This window comes from Saccharothrix sp. CB00851 (assembly GCF_001905065.1).
Taxonomy (GTDB): Bacteria; Actinomycetota; Actinomycetes; order Mycobacteriales; family Pseudonocardiaceae; genus Actinosynnema.
On sequence record NZ_LWLC01000001.1, the window covers coordinates 35,134 to 51,360 of the forward strand.

18 protein-coding genes are annotated in these 16,227 nt (G+C 70.3%); 14 read left to right on the forward strand and 4 right to left on the reverse strand.

Annotated elements, in window-relative coordinates; genetic code table 11:
* Window positions 1-8 precede the first annotated feature (8 nt).
* The 4 genes from A6A25_RS00150 to A6A25_RS00165 all read left to right on the forward strand — a co-directional run bounded on the left by A6A25_RS00150 (window position 9) and on the right by A6A25_RS00165 (window position 4,809).
* Window positions 9-395, forward strand: coding sequence for a CU044_2847 family protein (locus A6A25_RS00150; RefSeq protein WP_073885673.1), 387 nt, complete (start codon window positions 9-11; stop codon window positions 393-395).
* 47 nt (window positions 396-442) lie between these two features.
* Window positions 443-2,935 (forward strand): glycosyltransferase, encoded by a 2,493-nt coding sequence (locus tag A6A25_RS00155; RefSeq protein ID WP_073885674.1) that lies wholly within the window; start codon window positions 443-445, stop codon window positions 2,933-2,935.
* A complete protein-coding gene (locus A6A25_RS00160; RefSeq protein ID WP_073885675.1) occupies window positions 2,928-4,013 on the forward strand; it encodes a glycosyltransferase family 4 protein in 1,086 nt (361 codons plus the stop codon). The genes A6A25_RS00155 and A6A25_RS00160 overlap by 8 nt, the downstream gene beginning before the upstream one ends.
* A gap of 355 nt (window positions 4,014-4,368) precedes the next feature.
* Window positions 4,369-4,809, forward strand: a complete 441-nt coding sequence (locus tag A6A25_RS00165) for an Imm1 family immunity protein (protein WP_073886317.1) — start codon at window positions 4,369-4,371, stop codon at window positions 4,807-4,809.
* 130 nt (window positions 4,810-4,939) lie between these two features.
* Here A6A25_RS00165 and A6A25_RS00170 read toward each other — a convergent pair whose 3' ends face one another.
* From A6A25_RS00170 to rfbB, 3 genes are all read right to left on the reverse strand, one after another.
* Entirely contained in the window at window positions 4,940-5,806 is an 867-nt protein-coding gene (locus A6A25_RS00170) for a GNAT family N-acetyltransferase (protein WP_073886318.1), read from the reverse strand.
* A gap of 83 nt (window positions 5,807-5,889) precedes the next feature.
* Window positions 5,890-6,783 carry a dTDP-4-dehydrorhamnose reductase gene (gene rfbD, locus A6A25_RS00175; RefSeq protein ID WP_073885676.1) on the reverse strand — a complete coding sequence of 298 codons (894 nt, stop codon included), beginning with the start codon at window positions 6,781-6,783 and terminating at the stop codon, window positions 5,890-5,892.
* Window positions 6,783-7,775 carry a dTDP-glucose 4,6-dehydratase gene (gene rfbB, locus A6A25_RS00180; protein WP_073885677.1) on the reverse strand — a complete coding sequence of 331 codons (993 nt, stop codon included), beginning with the start codon at window positions 7,773-7,775 and terminating at the stop codon, window positions 6,783-6,785. The genes rfbD and rfbB overlap by 1 nt, the downstream gene beginning before the upstream one ends.
* A 254-nt stretch (window positions 7,776-8,029) precedes the next feature.
* Between rfbB and A6A25_RS00185 the strand changes: the two genes are divergently transcribed.
* The 3 genes from A6A25_RS00185 (at window position 8,030) to A6A25_RS00195 (ending at window position 11,644) form a co-directional block, all read left to right on the forward strand.
* Entirely contained in the window at window positions 8,030-9,478 is a 1,449-nt protein-coding gene (locus A6A25_RS00185; RefSeq protein ID WP_241828440.1) for an LCP family protein, read from the forward strand.
* A gap of 86 nt (window positions 9,479-9,564) precedes the next feature.
* Window positions 9,565-10,755: an LCP family protein gene (locus A6A25_RS00190; protein WP_073885679.1), complete on the forward strand. Its 1,191-nt coding sequence runs from the start codon at window positions 9,565-9,567 to the stop codon at window positions 10,753-10,755.
* 193 nt (window positions 10,756-10,948) lie between these two features.
* Window positions 10,949-11,644 carry a TIGR03089 family protein gene (locus A6A25_RS00195; protein WP_073885680.1) on the forward strand — a complete coding sequence of 232 codons (696 nt, stop codon included), beginning with the start codon at window positions 10,949-10,951 and terminating at the stop codon, window positions 11,642-11,644.
* A 10-nt stretch (window positions 11,645-11,654) separates the two neighbouring features.
* Here the strand turns inward: A6A25_RS00195 and A6A25_RS00200 are convergent, their stop codons facing one another.
* Window positions 11,655-12,062, reverse strand: a complete 408-nt coding sequence (locus A6A25_RS00200; protein WP_073885681.1) for a DoxX family protein — start codon at window positions 12,060-12,062, stop codon at window positions 11,655-11,657.
* 144 nt (window positions 12,063-12,206) lie between these two features.
* On the opposite strand from A6A25_RS00200, the gene A6A25_RS00205 reads away from it, so the two are divergent.
* From A6A25_RS00205 to A6A25_RS45180, 7 genes are all read left to right on the forward strand, one after another.
* Window positions 12,207-12,545 carry an ArsR/SmtB family transcription factor gene (locus A6A25_RS00205; protein ID WP_073885682.1) on the forward strand — a complete coding sequence of 113 codons (339 nt, stop codon included), beginning with the start codon at window positions 12,207-12,209 and terminating at the stop codon, window positions 12,543-12,545.
* Entirely contained in the window at window positions 12,535-13,014 is a 480-nt protein-coding gene (locus A6A25_RS00210) for an SRPBCC family protein (protein ID WP_073885683.1), read from the forward strand. The genes A6A25_RS00205 and A6A25_RS00210 overlap by 11 nt, the downstream gene beginning before the upstream one ends.
* A 107-nt stretch (window positions 13,015-13,121) precedes the next feature.
* Window positions 13,122-14,174, forward strand: coding sequence for a VanZ family protein (locus A6A25_RS00215; protein WP_073885684.1), 1,053 nt, complete (start codon window positions 13,122-13,124; stop codon window positions 14,172-14,174).
* A 5-nt stretch (window positions 14,175-14,179) separates the two neighbouring features.
* The gene (locus A6A25_RS00220) at window positions 14,180-14,374 is read left to right on the forward strand and encodes a hypothetical protein (protein ID WP_073885685.1); all 195 of its coding nucleotides are present in this window, start codon (window positions 14,180-14,182) and stop codon (window positions 14,372-14,374) included.
* A 201-nt stretch (window positions 14,375-14,575) separates the two neighbouring features.
* Entirely contained in the window at window positions 14,576-14,725 is a 150-nt protein-coding gene (locus A6A25_RS43780) for a hypothetical protein (RefSeq protein WP_158073661.1), read from the forward strand.
* A 71-nt stretch (window positions 14,726-14,796) separates the two neighbouring features.
* Window positions 14,797-15,324, forward strand: a complete 528-nt coding sequence (locus A6A25_RS00230; protein WP_073885687.1) for a hypothetical protein — start codon at window positions 14,797-14,799, stop codon at window positions 15,322-15,324.
* A 431-nt stretch (window positions 15,325-15,755) separates the two neighbouring features.
* Entirely contained in the window at window positions 15,756-16,013 is a 258-nt protein-coding gene (locus tag A6A25_RS45180) for a pentapeptide repeat-containing protein (RefSeq protein ID WP_274534281.1), read from the forward strand.
* Window positions 16,014-16,227 lie beyond the last annotated feature (214 nt).

The window sequence follows — 16,227 nt, forward strand, 5'->3', positions numbered from 1 at the left end:
GGAGTTCGGTGACCGAGTACGTCGAGGTGCGCACGGAGGACGGCGAGCTGGTGCCGTTCGAGCTGGACGAGGACTACGACGGGCCGGTGCGCGCGGGCCGCTGGAACCCGGTGGAGCGCGCCGAGGAGACGTTGGAGAACGGCATCGAGCGGGCGAAGAAGGTGGCCCGGTCGGTGGCGGCGAAGATCGGCAGCATGCCGTCGCCGCGCCCGGACAAGGTCGCCGTCGAGATCGGCTTGAAGGTCAGCTCCAGCGCCGCGCTGGCGATCGCGAAGTCCTCCGCCGAGGCCCACGTCAAGATCACCGTCGAGTGGCACCGCGACAGCCTGCCCGCCGAAGCCCCGCCCGAGGACAACGAGTCGAAGCCCGACCGGGAGCCCGAAGCGGAGGCGTAGGACACCTTGACCGCACGCTGCGGAGCGTGATGAGGCAGAGTTAGCCCGTGGAGCAAGGGACCCTGCCTGACGTCTCGGTGGTCGTGGTCAACTACCGGGGCGCCGACGACACCATCACCTGCCTGCGCGCGCTGTTCGGCGACCTCGACTACCCGGCGGAAAAACTGCAGGTCATCGTGGTCGAGAACGCCTCGGGCGACGGCAGCGCGGACCGCATCCGGGCCGCCGAGCCCAGGGCCGAGGTGGTCGAGGCGCCGGCGAACCTGGGCTTCGCCGGCGGCTGCAACCTGGGTGTGCGCTCCGCGCGCGGGTCGGTGGTCGCGTTCCTCAACAACGACGCCCGCCCTCACCCGCGGTGGTTGCGCGAGGCGGTGGCCGTGCTGCGCGCCGAGCCCGCCGTCGGCGCGGTGGCGAGCAAGGTCCTCGACTGGGACGGCCGCGAGATCGACTTCGTGGACGCCGGCCTCACCTGGTTCGGCATGGGCTACAAGCGGCACGCCGGGCAGCCCGACGACGGCAGCCACGACACACCGCGCGACGTGCTGTTCGGCACCGGCTCGGCGCTCGTGGTCCGGGCCGGGGTGTTCCGCGAGCTGGACGGGTTCGACGAGCGGTTCTTCATGTTCTACGAGGACGTCGACCTCGGCTGGCGGATGAACCTGCGCGGCTGGCGCGTCCGGTACGTGCCCACGTCCCTGACCTACCACAAGCACCACGCCTCGATGTCCTCTGTGGACACCAGCCGTGAGCTGTACCTGTTGGAGCGCAACGCCCTCGCCGCGCTCTACAAGAACTTCTCCGACGAGACGCTGGCCAAGGCGCTGCCCGCGGCGCTGGCCCTGGTGGTCCGCCGCGCCACCGCGCGCGGCGAGCTGGACGCCACCCAGCTGGAGATCACCCGCCGTCCGGCGAACCCGGAGGACGACCACGCCCCCGTGCCCGTGTCGCGGCAGGCGCTGGCCGGGTTCCTCGCGATCGACCAGTTCGTGGAGCTGCTGCCGTCGCTGGCCGAGTCGCGCAAGGCCGAGCAGGCCGCCCGCCGCGTGTCCGACACCGACCTCGTGCCGCTGATGCGCAAGGCGATGGAGCCCGCCTACCCGCTGCCCCGCTACCTGGCCGCGCACGACGTGCTGGTCGAGGTGTTCGGGCTGGAGGAGGTGTTCGGCCGGCCGCGCCGGGTGCTGGTGATCACCGGCGACGCCATCACCGAGCGGATGGCCGGTCCCGCGATCCGCGCCTGGAACATGGCCGACGTGCTGTCCGGCGAGCACGAGGTCCGGTTGGTCACGGTCAACCCGCTGTGCGCGCCGCCCGAGGCGTCGTTCCCGGTGCTCAAGGTGGCCCGGCGCGACCTCGGCGCCCAGGTCGAGTGGGCCGACGTGGTCGTGCTGCAGGGTCACGCGCTGGAGTTCGTGCCGGAGCTGAAGAAGCCGACGTCCACCAAGGTCGTGGTCTGCGACATCTACGACCCCATGCACCTGGAGCTGCTCGAACAGGGCAAGGACGCGACCGACGAGCAGCGCGGGCTGGACCTCGTCGGCGTCACGAAGGTGCTCAACGACCAGTTGGCGCGCGGCGACTTCTTCCTGTGCGCGTCGGAGCGGCAGCGGCACTTCTGGCTCGGCCACCTGACCGCGCTGGGCAGGCTCACGCCCTCGCTGTACGACAACGACCCCACCGTGCGCTCGCTGCTGGCCGAGGCGCCGTTCGGGCTGCCGGGCAAGCCGCCGCAGCGCACCGGGCCCGGTCTGCGCTCGACGTTGGGCATCGGCGAGTCGGACAAGGTCGTGCTGTGGGCGGGTGGCGTCTACAGCTGGTTCGACCCGCTGACCCTGCTGCACGCGATGGACCGGTTGCGCGGGCGCCGCTCGGACGCGCGGCTGGTGTTCCTGGGCATGAAGCACCCGAACCCCGAGGTGCCGGACATGGACATCACCGGGCAGACCCGGGCGCTGGCCAAGCGGCTGGACCTCGTGGGCTCGCACGTGTTCTTCAACGAGACGTGGGTGCCCTACCAGGACCGGCAGAACTGGCTGCTCGACGCGAACGCGGGCGTGACCACGCACTACGAGCACGTGGAGACGACGTTCGCGTTCCGGACCCGGGTGCTGGACTACCTGTGGGCGGGGCTGCCGATCGTGACCACGGACGGCGACTCGTTCGCCGACCTGGTGCGGCGCGAGGGCCTGGGTGTCGTGGTGCCGTCCGAGGACGCGGACGCGTTGGCCGACGCGTTGGAGAAGGTCATGTACGACACCGCTTTCGCGGCCGCGTGCGTGGACCGGATCGCGGTCGTGCGGGAGCGGTTCACCTGGGAGAACGTGCTCGCGCCGCTGACCGACTTCTGCCGCAACCCGCGGCCCGCCGCCGACCGGCTGCCCGGCTCGTCGTTCATGGTGCGCAACCGGCCGCTCGGCAAGCTGGAGAAGGTGCAGCGGGACGTGGCGCTGGTCAAGGAGTACATGACCGCCGGTGGTGCCGGTGAGGTGGCCCGTCGGGCGACCGGCCGGGTGCTGAAGAAGTTGCGCGGCCGTGGCTAGGCCGTTGCGGGTGCTGATCGACGGCACCCCCCTGCTCGGGCAGCGGACCGGGATCGGCCGCTACACGGCGGCGTTGGCCGAGGAGCTGGCGTCGATGCTGGACGAGGTCGACGTGCGCGCGGTCGCGTTCACGCTGCGCGGGTGGCGTGCGCTGCGGACCGTGCTGCCGCACGACGTGGTGGCGCGCGGGCTGCCCGTGTCGGCGCGGCTGCTGCGGCAGTTCTGGCTGCGGATGCCGTTCCCGCCGGTGGAGTTCCTGGCCGGGCCGACCGACGTCATGCACGCGACGAACTTCATCCTGCCGCCGGTGCTGCGGGCCGGTGGCGTGACCACCATCCACGACCTGGCGTTCCTGGACGCGCCCGGCGACCTGCCGCCGTCGGACCGGCGGCTGCCCGAACTGGTGCAGAAGTCGGCGACGCGGGCGGACGTCGTGTGCACGCCGACCCGCGCGGTGGCCGAGGTCGTGATGGACCGGCTCGGCGTGCCCGAGTCGAAGATCGTGGTGACGCCGCTCGGCGTCGACCCGGCGTGGTTCGCCGCACGGCCGCCGTCACCCGCGCTGCGCGCCCGGTTGGGCCTGCCGTCGGAGTACTTGCTGTTCGTCGGCGCGGGTGGGCCGCGCAAGGGTCTCGGCACGTTGCTGACCGCGCATGCGGCACGGCCGTCGTTGCCGCCGCTGGTGCTGGCCGGGCCGCACGTGGTCGGTTCCGATGATCGCGTGATGCGGACCGGGTACCTGAACGACGTGGACCTGCGCAGCGTCGTGGCGGGTGCGGCGGCGTTGGTGCTGCCGTCGCGCGACGAGGGGTTCGGGCTGCCGGTGCTGGAGGCGTTGGCGTGCAACGTTCCCGTGGTGTGCACGGACGTGCCCGCGTTGCGCGAGGTCGCCGGTGGGTACGCGGCGCACGTGCCGGTGGATGACGTGGAGGCGTTGGCGACGGCCATGGTCGACGCCGTCGAGGCTTCCCCCACGCCCGCCGACCAGGTGGCCCGGCGGACGCACGCGGCGGAGTTCACGTGGCGCCGGACGGCGGAGTCGACGGTGTCGGCCTACCGGCGTGCCGCCGGGCGGTGACAGGTCGGGCTGGTCGGCAACGCGAACGGTGTGCGCCCCTCGGGTGGCGTTCGGCGTTCGGCGTTCGGCGTTCCTCGTTACGAGTGCCCGGGTTGCCGGTCGCTCCGGGCGGGCTTGAGGACGTTCCACGAGATCTGCCGTGAATTCGTCACGGCACAGACGCGACGCAAGAACCGCTGACGCTCGCCTTCGAGGCGGGTCGCGGTCGCTTCAGGGGATCGCCCGATCGCGGACATGGCGGAAAGGTTCTCGCACTGCTCGAGCGCAAAACCAGTGCGATAATCCGACTCCACCCCAACGGCGCAACCGACCCCTCGGGTGGTCACTCAGCGCGGCCACTGCGATGATGCCGGCCATGAGCTTCACGGCTGTGTGGCCGATCACGGACGAGCACGACGCCGACGCGGCCGACGAGATGACCGTCGACTCGCCGGAGGACGTCGACACCCTCCTGACCCGCCTCGCCGAGCCCGGCGCGGGCCCGGCCGTGATCGAGCACCAAGACCGCGAGCTGATCACCGACACCGAGGGTCTGCTCGGCGCGCCCGGCGCCACCAGGATCCCCGACCACGACGTCGCCGCCGCCATCCACCAGGGTTACGGCTACCTCACCTACGCCGACCCGGACCACGACTACTCGACGCTGGCGGGTGATTCGGCGTCGCCGGAGTACCGGTCCGAGTACGTCGACTACCCGGCTGGTGCGGGCGTGCCCCTGGAGGTCTTGGCGACCGCCTTGAAGGAGTTCCTGGCCACCGCCAAGCGTCCTACGGGCGTTACGTGGCAGGCCGCCTGACGCCGTGCCGGAGGTGCGGTCACCCGGCCCGGCCCTGCCCTCCCACCCGCACCGGTGCTTGGGTTGTTTCACGAAGTCGTGGCGGCCAGGGCAGTCCTGCGGACAGTGCGGAAACGGCGGCGACAGCCGGCTAAGCGTCCCGGCGTCGGTCCATCACCTCGGGGAGCGCCTGGAAGCCCGCCGACTTGTAGGTGGCGACGGCGCCGGCGTTGGAGCTCGGGGTGCAGACCAGGGCGCTCGACGAGCCCAGCTCACGGAGCGTGGCCGCGGCGGCGAGGGTGATCGCCTTGCCGTAGCCGTGGCCCCGGTGGTTCGAGTGCACGCCCATCGGCTCGATCAGCCCGGGCCTGCCCTGGCCGGCCGACCACACCGTCACGGCCGCCACGGCGTTGTCCTGCTCGTCGTACGCGACCAGGCACCGGGCGTCGGGGTAAGGCGTTCCGGCGGCCATCGCGCGCCAGCGCTCGTCGGTGAACGTGGAACCGCTGAACGACGCCCGCTGCACGGCCGCCCGCACGTGCGCCCGCTCCGGGCCGATCACCTCGACCCGCACGCCCGGGTCCTCGACCGGCTCGGTCAGGTCACGGCGCAGTGGCGTCCACGGGTCGTCGGTGGCCCAACCCGCCTCGGCCAGCACGTCCTGGAGCAGCGCGCCCTTCGGCGCCTCGACGTACACCTGACCCGCGACCAGCACACCGCGCGCCGGTTCGGTCACGTCCTCGACCACCCGCCGCGCCAGCTCCTCGTCCTGCTGGACGTCCGGCGCGATCGTCATCCGCAGCAGGTCGGGCGCGTCCAGCAGTCCGACGGCGAGGATCCGCCCGTCCCGGCTCCAGGTCCGCACGGCCGCCGCCGTCGCCTCCGCGCCGTAGCGCCAGAACCAGCCGACGTCGCCGGGGTGCAGCTGCATCGGCGCGCCGTCGTGCTGCCACTCCCGCAGCGCGGCCACCGCCCCGGCCAGCCCGTCGACGGCCGGCGTGCCCAACTCGATCACCATGCCCCGCATCACACACGACGGCGCGACCGACCGCACCCCGGTTTCGAGCCCGGTGCGAAGAACTGCCGGCCTGAACCGACGGCTCAGGGCACCGCGTTCGCCTTCACCGCCGCCGTCAACGCCTGCTGCCAGTGTCGAAGTGGCTTCAGGCCCGCGTCGGCCCAGGCCTTGCCGGACAGGACGGAGTAGGCCGGGCGTGGTGCGGGGCGGGGGAAGTCGGCGGTGGTGCAGGGGTGGACGCGGTCCGGGTCCAGGCCCAGTTCGGTGAAGATGGCGCGGGCGAAGCCGCACCAGGTGGTTTCGCCGGCGCCGGTGGCGTGCAGGACGCGGGACGGTGTGCCGCCGGAGGACACGAGGGCCGCCAGGTCGAGCAGGCCGTGTGCCAGGTCGAGCGACCAAGTCGGCGAGCCGGCCTGGTCGTCCACAACAGACAGTGTCTCGTGCGTGGCGGCCAAGCGGGCCATGGTCTTCACGAAGTTGTTGCCGTGCTCGCCGTAGACCCAGGCGGTGCGGACCACCCACGAACGGTCCCAAGTGGACAGGATGCGGTGTTCGCCTTCGAGCTTCGTGCGTCCGTAGACCGAGCGGGGGCCGGTTTCGTCGGTTGGCTCGTAGGGCCGCGTGCCGTCGCCGGGGAACACGTAGTCCGTGGACACGTGCAGCAGCGGCACGTTGTGCTCGCGGCAGCTGGTGGCCAGGTGCCCCGGGCCGACCGCGTTGACCTCGAACGCCCGGTCGGCGTCCGACTCCGCCGCGTCCACCGCCGTGTAAGCCGCCGCGTTCACGACCACCGGCCGGTAGCCGGCGTCACGCGCGCTGGACGCGAACACGGCCACCGCGTCCGCCACGGCCGAGGCGTCGGTCAGGTCCAGCTCGGCCGACGACGGCGCGTGCACGAGACCGTCCTCGGGCGCCGCCGCCACCACGTCCCGCCCGAGCTGGCCGCGGCCACCGGGCACCAGGAGTGCGAGAGCCATCAGCGGGCCAGGGCCGCGCGCTGCTTGAGCGGCTCCCACCACGACCGGTTGTCCCGGTACCACTGGACAGTCGAGGCGAGGCCCTCGGCGAAGTCGACGCGGGGTGCGTAGCCCAGCTCGGTGCTGATCTTGGTGATGTCCACCGAGTAGCGCCGGTCGTGGCCCTTGCGGTCGGCGACGGGCTCGACGAACGAGTCCCAGTCACGGCCCGTGGCCTGCAGGAGGCGCTCGGTCAGCTCGCGGTTGGTCAGCTCGGTGCCGCCGCCGATGTTGTAGATCTCACCGGACCGGCCACCTTCCAGCACGAGCTGGATGCCCCGGCAGTGGTCGTCCACGTGCAGCCAGTCGCGGACGTTGAGCCCGTCGCCGTACAGCGGCACCTTCTTGCCGTCGATCAGGTTGGTGACGAACAGCGGGATGACCTTCTCGGGGAACTGGTACGGACCGTAGTTGTTCGAGCACCGCGTGACGCACACCGGCAGCCCGTGGGTGCGGAAGAACGAACGGGCCAGCAGGTCCGACGACGCCTTGGACGCCGAGTACGGCGAGTTCGGCTCGAGGATGTGGTCCTCGGTCCACGAACCCTCGTCGATCGTGCCGTACACCTCGTCCGTGGAGACGTGCACGAACTTCGTCACGCCCGCCTCCAGCGCGCCCTGCAGCAGCGTCTGGGTGCCCAGCACGTTGGTCAGCACGAAGTCGGCCGAACCGGAGATCGAACGGTCCACATGCGACTCGGCGGCGAAGTGCACCACCACGTCCGTGCGGCTCATCAGGTCGGCGACCAGCTCGCGATCGCAGATGTCGCCCCGGACGAAGGTCAGCCGCGGGCTGTCCGCGACCGGCGCCAGGTTCTCCTCGTTGCCGGCGTAGGTGAGCTTGTCCAGCACCACCACCTCCGCATCGGCGTAGGCCGGGTACGCGCCGCCCACCATCTCCCGCACGTAGTGCGAGCCGATGAACCCGGCCCCACCCGTTACCAGAACCCGCATGCTCAGTGCCCTCCTGAAGCCGGCTGCTCATCGCAGTCTGTCACGAGGCCCTTCTGTGCAACCCACCTGGTTGTTACAGCGTCTCCCGTATAAGAGGAAAGTGCGACGCGGTTCACCTCCGCGCCACTAATCTCGATCAGGCACGCCTGAGCGCACGGGGGAGGCAGGCAGTGGGCTCCAGTTTGCCCGGAACAGCCGGTGGATCGGCTGCTCTTCGTGTCCTCACGCTCACCGCCCGTTCACTCCTGGCGCTGGTGTCGGCGGCTGTGCTCGTCGTCACGTGGTACGGCTGGTACTACCTCAGCGACATCGACGAGGACATCACAACCACCGACGTCATCGCGTCCTCGGTCACCCAGGACGACAACGGCGTGGCCATCCCGCCGCTCGACGGCGCGGTCGACATCCTGCTGGTCGGCGTCGACAGCCGCACCGACGCGCAGGGCAACCCGCTGTCGGACGAGGTGCTGGCGCTGCTCAACGGCGGTGTGGCGGACGGCACGCAGAACACCGACACGATGATCCTGGTGCACATCCCCCAGGACGGCACGCGCGCGGTGGCCATCTCGTTTCCCCGTGACGCGTACGTGGAGATCGCCGACGGGTTCGGCAAGCACAAGCTGAACTCGGCGCTGGCCAGGCAGAAGAACGACACGGCCCAGGAGCTGCGCGAGCGGGGCGTGACCGACGAGGCGCGCATCGAGCTGGAGTCGACGCTGGCGGGCCGCAAGACGTTGGTCAAGACGATCGAGGGGCTGACCGGCGGCTCGGTCACCATCGACCGGTACGCCGAGGTCAACCTGGCCAGCTTCTACGAGGTCACGAAGGCGCTCGGCGGTGTCGAGGTGTGCCTGAACCAGGCGACCCGCGACCGCGACTCGGGGGCCGACTTCCCGGCCGGCCGGCAGACCGTCGAGGGCGCCAAGGCGCTGTCGTTCGTGCGGCAGCGCGGCGGGCTGCCCGGCGGTGACCTGGACCGGATCGTGCGGCAGCAGGTGTTCATCGGCGCGCTGGCCCGCAAGGTGCTGTCCACCGGCACGCTGACCGACTTCGACCGGCTCAACCAGCTGGTGACGGCGGTGAAGAAGTCCGTCGTGCTCAGCGAGGGGTGGAACATCACCCAGTTCGCCATGCAGATGCAGGGCCTCGTCGGCGGCAACATCCAGTTCCGCACCATCCCGGTCGGTGACCCGGTGGACACGTGGAGCGACGGCAACGTGCTGCCCGTCGACCCGGTGCAGGTGCGGCAGTTCATCAAGGGCCTGGCGGATGACCAGGGCACGTCGAAGGCGCCCAGCACGACCACGACCCCGTCCGGACCGCCGAACTCGGCGATCACCGTGCACGTCTACAACGCCGCCGGGGTGAACCGGTTGGCGGCCGGTGTGCTGGAGGCGTTGGCGGAGAAGGGGTTCCGCCGCGGTGTGGCCGACTCCGCGCCGTACGCCGAGACGACGGTCGTGCTGCACGCGCCGGGTGAACGGGCGAGCGCCGAAAAGGTGATCCACGCCCTGGGTGGTAACGCCGAGGCCGTCGAGGACGACTCCGTGCCGAGAGGGCAGGTGCTGGTGTACGCCGGCGCCGACTACTCGCCGCCGGACCGGACCGACCCGGCGTCCGTGGACGTCACCGGCACGAGGATCGCGCCCTCCACCAGTTCCACCCCGCCGATCACCGCCGACGGTGTGGTCTGCGTCAACTGAAGCACCCACCTCGTGGCGAACCGGACGTCCGACCGGCCCAGGGTGGTTAGCCTGATCGGACACACGATTTTCGTAGGAGGACTCCGGTGAGGGCTGCGGTGATCGCCGGACGCGTGCTCATCGCGTTGCTGTCCGCGGCCGTGCTGGTGGCTGCCGGCTACGGCTGGTCGACGGTGCAGCGCGTGCAGGAGAGCGTGAACACGACGGACGTGCTGACCGCGTTGTCCGACGTGCCGAACGCCCCGCCCGCGAACGACGGCGCCACCGACATCCTGCTCGTCGGCAGCGACAGCCGCACCGACGCCCAGGGCGTGCCGCTGCCGGACCACGTGCTGCGCAAGTTGCGCACCGAGGCGACGGACACGCTGAACACGGACACGATCATCGTGATGCGCGTGCCGCACGACGGCCGCAAGGCGCACGCCGTGTCCATCCCGCGGGACACCTACGTGCCGATCCCCGGCCTGCGCGAGGAGAAGATCAACTCGGCGTACGGGTTGACCAAGTTCTTCACCATGGAGCGGTTGGCGAACGAGGGCGTGTCCGACCTGACCGAGCGGTCCAAGGCGGGCGACCAGGCCGGGCGGCGGGCGCTGGTGCAGGTGGTGCAGGACCTGACCGGCGTGCGGGTCGACCACTACGCGGAGATCAACCTGTACGGGTTCTACCTGCTCACCGAGGTGATCGGGGGCGTGGACGTGTGCCTGAAGCAGGCCACGTCGGACCCGGACTCGGGCGCGAACTTCCGGGCGGGCGTGCAGACGGTCTCCGGCGGTGACGCGTTGGCGTTCGTGCGGCAGCGCAAGGGCATCCCGAACGGTGACCTGGGTCGGATCACCCGGCAGCAGGTGTTCATGTCGGCGGCGATGTCGAAGCTGCTGTCCGCGGGGACGCTCGCCGACCCGGCGCGGCTGTCCGGGCTGCTGGACGCGGTGAGCAAGTCGATCGTGGTGGACGAGAACCTGGACCTGGCGACGTTCGCGGGTCAGGCGCGCGGACTGGCCGGCGGGAACGTCGAGTTCGCGACCATCCCGGTGACCGGCGTGGGCGCCCGCAACGACCGCGGCCAGAGCATCGTCACGGTGGACCCGGTCCAGGTGAAGGCCTTCGTCGCCCAACTCCTGGGCGAGAACCCGACCACCCCGCCCCCTCCCCCGTCGACCTCCCCCGCCACCGAGGTCACCTCCACCAACCGCTTCGCCACCACCCCGCTGCTCTCCCTGGACGGCCCCCGCCACCGCGCCGCCGCCCAACCGGGCCCACCCTGCATCGACTGACCCGCGTGTCCTACGTCCAGAACGCGCGTGTCCTACGTTCGCGTACCCCGAGTTGAACATTCGGAACGGCGGGCCGTGTTCTGAGTGTTCAACTCGGGTGTTCCGAACGTACGACACACGCGTTCTGAACGTAGGACACGCGGGTGATCGGGGTGATGGGCGGCGGGACGGCGGGGCGTGGCAAGGTTGGCCCATGACCGTCACGGATGCCCTGTTCGCGCCCCTGTTCGCGGCGAATCCCGGCCGTCCCCTGATCACGCACTACGACGACGCGGCGGGTACGCGGGTCGAGCTGTCCCGCGCCACCATCCGGAACTGGGCGGCCAAGACGGCGAACTGGCTGCGTGACGAGCACGACGTCGAACCGGGCGACCCGGTGGCCGTGCTGCTGCCCGCGCACTGGCAGACGGCCGGTGTGCTGCTGGGCGCGTGGTGGTGCGGCGCGGCGGTGACCGACGACCCGACCGGGGCCAAGGTGGCCGTCGTGGCGCCCGGCGTCGAGGCGCCCGGTGCGCTGGTGACGGCGGTGGCGTCGTTGCACCCCATGGGGCTGGGCAGCGGCGCGCCGGTCGACTACAACGACGACGTGCGCGTGTTCGGCGACGACTTCGCGCCGTGGGAACCGGTCCCCGGCAACACCCCCGCGCTGCTGCAGTCCACTGTGGACGAGGTGGTGGAGGAGGCGCACCAACGGGCGGCGACGTTGGGCATCACCACGACGTCCCGGGTGCTGTCCACTGTGGAATGGGGCCTGCCGGACGGCCTGTTGAACGGTTTCCTGGCAGTGCTGGCGGGCGGCGGCTCGCTGGTGCAGTGCAGCAACGCCGCACCGGACCTGCTGGCCGCGCGCCGCGCCAGTGAGCAGACGACGCTGGACCTGGTCGGCTGAGCCCGAGTACCTAGGCGGGCTGCCCGACCTTCCGGCCCTTCGCCAGCCGTGCGACGGTCAGCGACCCGGCGTTGAACCCGACCGCGATCGCGGCCACCGCGAGCACCAGGACGAACTCGTAGCCGCCCTGGCCGAGCAGCCCGTTCGGCAGGTGCACGAGGATCAGCGCGCCGAGCATGTTCACCGCCAGCAGCACGCCCACCACGGGCGTCGCCACGCCGAGGACCAGCAACGCGCCGCCGCCGAGTTCGACGATCGCGGCGAACCAGGCGGACAGCGTCGGCAGCGGCACGCCCATGCCCGCGAACGCGGTGGCGGTGCCGTCGAGCCCCCACTCGGCGACCTTCTGCCAGCCGTGCGCGATGAAGACCACCCCCACGCCGATGCGGCCGATGAGCGCTGCCACGTCCTTGAGCATTGCGTTTCCCCTTCGGGTCGGTGACCGGACGCCTCCGACGTTATATGAACTTTCAACAACTTCCGGCGGTCGTGGACTGTTTGACAGCGACTCGACAGGGGCGTAGAAAACCAATCAGTTAGATAACCGAGTGGTTAGGTACCCATGGCGGACGATCCCCTGAGCATCACCTTCGCGGCCCTGGCCGACCCGACGCGGCGGGCCATCCTGGCGCGGCTGGCCGAGGGCGCGGCGACCGTGAAGGAGCTGTCCGAGCCGTTCGCGATGAGCGGCCCGGCGGTGTCCAAGCACCTGCGGGTGCTGGAGCGTGCGGGGCTCATCACGCGTGGCCGTGACGCCCAGTGGCGGCCGTGCACGCTCGACGCCACGCCGTTGCGCGAGGTCACCGAGTGGGCCGACGGCTTCCGCCGGTTCTGGGACGACAGCTACCGACGCCTGGACACCTACCTCGAACGCATGAAGGAGCAGGAAGATGACCACTGACACCACCTCGTCGTGGAGCACTCCGTCCGATGTGGAGGTCGCCGTCACGAGGACGTTCGACGCGCCGCAGAAGCTGGTGTTCGACGCGTTCACCAAGCCGGAGCACGTCGTGCACTGGATGCTCGGCCCCGAGGGCTGGACCATGCCGGTGTGCGAGATCGACCTGCGGCCGGGTGGGCGGTGGCACATGGTGTGGCAGCGGGCCGACGGCACCGAGATGGCGATGACCGGCGAGTACCAGGAGGTCACGCCGTGGTCGAGGACGGTGCAGACCGAGTCGTGGGGCCCGGAGTGGGTGTCGACGGTGAACACGACCGAGTTCATCGCGGACGGTGAGCGGACGACGGTCGTGCAGACGATGAAGTACCCGTCGCGGGCCGACCGGGACCGGGCGGTGGAGACCGGGATGAAGGACGGCGCGGACATCAGCTACGACCGGCTGGACTCCTACCTCAAGTCGGTGCGCTGACGCGCGCCCGTTCGGCGGCGACGTGCACCGATCGGGTTTGGTGTTCACGCGAAAGGGTTACTGAGCGGTTGACCTTCGTCGCGGGACCGTGAACCGGATCGGTGGACATGCTGAGTTCGTACCTGGAGTCCGTGCGGACGGGCTTCGCGGCGTTCGTGGGCGTCGGCGTGCTGGTCCTGCTGCCGTTGGTGGCGTTGCACTACTACCGGTTCGGGCGGGTGGAGCCGCGCCGGGCGCTGGTCCTGTACGGGCTGCTGGCGTACGGCCTGGTGGCGCTGGCGCTGATCTTCCTGCCGTTCCCGACGCGGGTGTGCACGGGTGAGGAGATGGTGTCCACCACGCCGTTGCGGTGGGTGACGGACATGCGCAACAACCTGGAGGCGAACGGGCGGTCCGGGCTCGGGGCGGTGGTCACGTCCACCGTGTTCCTCCAGCAGGCGTTCAACGTCGCGCTGTTCGTGCCGCTGGGCGTGGTGCTGCGGAAGGCTTACGGGCGCGGGCCGTTCGCGGTGGTCGCGATCGGGTTGGGGATCTCGCTGGCGGTCGAGGTCGTGCAGTACACCGGGAACCTGGGCGCGTACGCGTGCCCGTACCGCATCGCGGACGTGGACGACCTCATCTCCAACACCACCGGTTCACTGCTGGGCTGGATGATCGCGCCGGTCGCGGTCGTCGTCCCGACCGTCCCGCATCCGAACGCGTCCACCGCCCCACCGGACACGGTCACCGTCCCGCGCCGCTTGCTCGCCCTGGCCGCGGACGTCGTCCTGCTGATCTCGACCGCCCACCTGCTCTTCGACAACAACCCGTGGTCGATCGCGGCACTGACCGCAACGCTGCGCATCGTCCTGCCGGCCGCCACGGGCTGGACCGTCGGCGGCTGGCTGCTGCGCTACCGACTCCGCCGCACCGACGGCACCCGCCCCCACCCGCTCCGGATCGCCCTGCGCGAACTGCTGGGCATCACGGCCCTGATCACCTACATCGCCCTGGCGCCGACCGAGTGGTGGTTCGCCCTGGACCTGTCCGTGCTGGCCCTGGTCATCCTGGGCACCTTCGTCGTCCCAGCCTTCCGCCGTGACCAGCGGAGCTGGCCGGACCTCCTCGCCGACACCCGCGCGTTCCCGACGACACCCCGCCCCACCCCCGCCCTGACCTGAACCCCATGGGCCCGCTGTCAGACGACGAATACCGGACCTTCTTCACCCTCCTCCACCGCTTCTGCGAGGAGGAACTGGACCAGGCGGCGACCTTCGCGGTGCCCACCAGGTTCGGCGACGTCTACGTCTACCTCGGCCGCGAACCCTTGGGTCCGGAGGACGCGTACATGCCGTTGGGTGACACGAAGTTCTGGAATTAGCCGTGACGGCGGAAAGTCCGGCGTCCGGGTGAGTTCGCCGAACGGTCCCGCCTTGGCGTGGCCGGTTGCGGACAACGTCGGTCACGGGCGTGAGCACGTTAAGAGAGTGGCGGGGTGAACCCACGCTAACGTCCGCCACCCCCTCCGAGGATGCCCGGCTGGAAGCTCGCCACGGCCGCGCTGACACCGCGGGGTGGATTGTTGACGATCTGGTACAGCCTGCTGGGACGCGGTGACCTTCTCCTCACCGCTCTCGGCATCCTCATGCTGGCGTTCGCATACTGGGACATCAGTCAGACGCTGGTGCAGTACCGGGAGTACAAGCGGTACCGCGAGAAGTACCCGTCATAACGCCAAGACCGTGGGCGGCCCCCGATCCGAATCCCACCCTGTAGTGCAACGACGAGGAGCCCGCCGCGTCCATGCCGCAGCCCGAGCCCGCCCAGAAGCCAGCGTTGCTGTCCCCGCAGCGACGGCTGGCGCTGCTGCTCGGCATCCCCATCGCCATCCTCGTGATCGCTGTCGCAGTGTGGGCGGCACTGCCGCGCACGTCGCCGGCTACGACGGCGATGGCTAGGACCACGACGGCAACCTCCACCGCCGACGCGCCCGCGGACCTGCTGTCGACTTGGGAACAGACGCTCCTCAATGTTGACGTGCGCGGCGACTGCGACGGCGAGAAGGCGTTCACACCCGACTGCATGTACGAAGTCGACCACGTGGGCGCCATCGCGCGTGATGTCGCCAAGCAAGCCGCCAAGCTCGGGAGTCGGTACGGCGAGGTGCGGGCGGAGGCTGACAAGATCGCTGGCGACGCGGACAGATGGGCTGACTGCCCCCGGACCAAGGCGTACTCGACGGAGCGGTGGGAGTGCCTGGATACCTTGGGCAGCCTCCGCACCGCCGGTGAATCGATGCTCGCCCGGATCTACGCGGTTGAACGCCCCTAGCAGGACGAAGCGCCCAAAGGATGTACCGCGCGACTGATCCTGCCGAGCGGCGGTGCCACGCGATACCGCTGCACCTCGTAGGCATGTCGCCGTTCCCCTGTCGGTGAGGGCTGCTATCTCATGGGTATGACCACGAATCCCCGCCGTCGTGTCGCAGTCGGTGTAGCACGGGGACGCATGCGTCCCCACAACAGGGCGGCCTCCACAGTCGACACCCCTGTCGCAGCGCACCCGACCGTCCAGAGCATCGGATCCCTGATCACATCCTTGGCCGCGATCGGAGCCCTGGTTTTCACCGGCTTATCCCTCAACGCCACCCGCGAACAGGTAGCCGCAGCTCATCGACAGAACGACGTCGCACAACAAGGCCAGTTCACCGACCGTTACACCCTGAGCAGGATCCGGCCATCTTCCAGCCGACGTGCGCGGATCTGCAAGGCGCCAATCTAACCGGCGCAGACCTGCGAGGTGCGGACCTGTCCGGAGCGAGAATGGCGTGCATCGATCTACACGGTCAGATCCTTAGCGCCCCGTACACACGCTGCACTGACCTGCGAAATGCGAACCTGACCGACGTGAACCTCACCAACGCGGATCTACGCGGTGCCGACCTGCGAGGGGTACGGTACGAAGGAGCCATCGTCACCGGAGCGGTCACGGATCCGACAACCCAAGGTAAGTGGTGGTGACGTCCTGCGTGCCGTACCGCTGGACCACACACGACGAAACGCCTCCGCTCCACACCGGGTCACGGTGCAGAGCGGAGGCGTTCGTTTGCCCGCGCGAGGGGACGTCGCGGGGCTACCTTCCGGGGAGCGGCAGGAGGGCCACCCGGCGGTCACGGCTCTCCTGCGCGGCCAGGATGTGACACAGGTGCCGTTCGCGACTTCGAAGCAGAGGTCG

Bases quoted from the DNA above. Each gene is read 5' to 3' on its own strand.
- A6A25_RS00165 (WP_073886317.1), top strand. From the start codon at position 4,369: ATGAGCTTCACGGCTGTGTGGCCGATCACGGACGAGCACGACGCCGAC.
- A6A25_RS00170 (WP_073886318.1), bottom strand. From the start codon at position 5,806: ATGGTGATCGAGTTGGGCACGCCGGCCGTCGACGGGCTGGCCGGGGCG.
- rfbD (WP_073885676.1), bottom strand. From the start codon at position 6,783: ATGGCTCTCGCACTCCTGGTGCCCGGTGGCCGCGGCCAGCTCGGGCGG.
- A6A25_RS00210 (WP_073885683.1), top strand. From the start codon at position 12,535: ATGACCACTGACACCACCTCGTCGTGGAGCACTCCGTCCGATGTGGAG.
- A6A25_RS00215 (WP_073885684.1), top strand. From the start codon at position 13,122: ATGCTGAGTTCGTACCTGGAGTCCGTGCGGACGGGCTTCGCGGCGTTC.
- A6A25_RS00195 (WP_073885680.1), top strand. From the start codon at position 10,949: ATGACCGTCACGGATGCCCTGTTCGCGCCCCTGTTCGCGGCGAATCCC.
- A6A25_RS00205 (WP_073885682.1), top strand. From the start codon at position 12,207: ATGGCGGACGATCCCCTGAGCATCACCTTCGCGGCCCTGGCCGACCCG.
- A6A25_RS00200 (WP_073885681.1), bottom strand. From the start codon at position 12,062: ATGCTCAAGGACGTGGCAGCGCTCATCGGCCGCATCGGCGTGGGGGTG.
- A6A25_RS00220 (WP_073885685.1), top strand. From the start codon at position 14,180: ATGGGCCCGCTGTCAGACGACGAATACCGGACCTTCTTCACCCTCCTC.
- A6A25_RS00230 (WP_073885687.1), top strand. From the start codon at position 14,797: ATGCCGCAGCCCGAGCCCGCCCAGAAGCCAGCGTTGCTGTCCCCGCAG.
- rfbB (WP_073885677.1), bottom strand. From the start codon at position 7,775: ATGCGGGTTCTGGTAACGGGTGGGGCCGGGTTCATCGGCTCGCACTAC.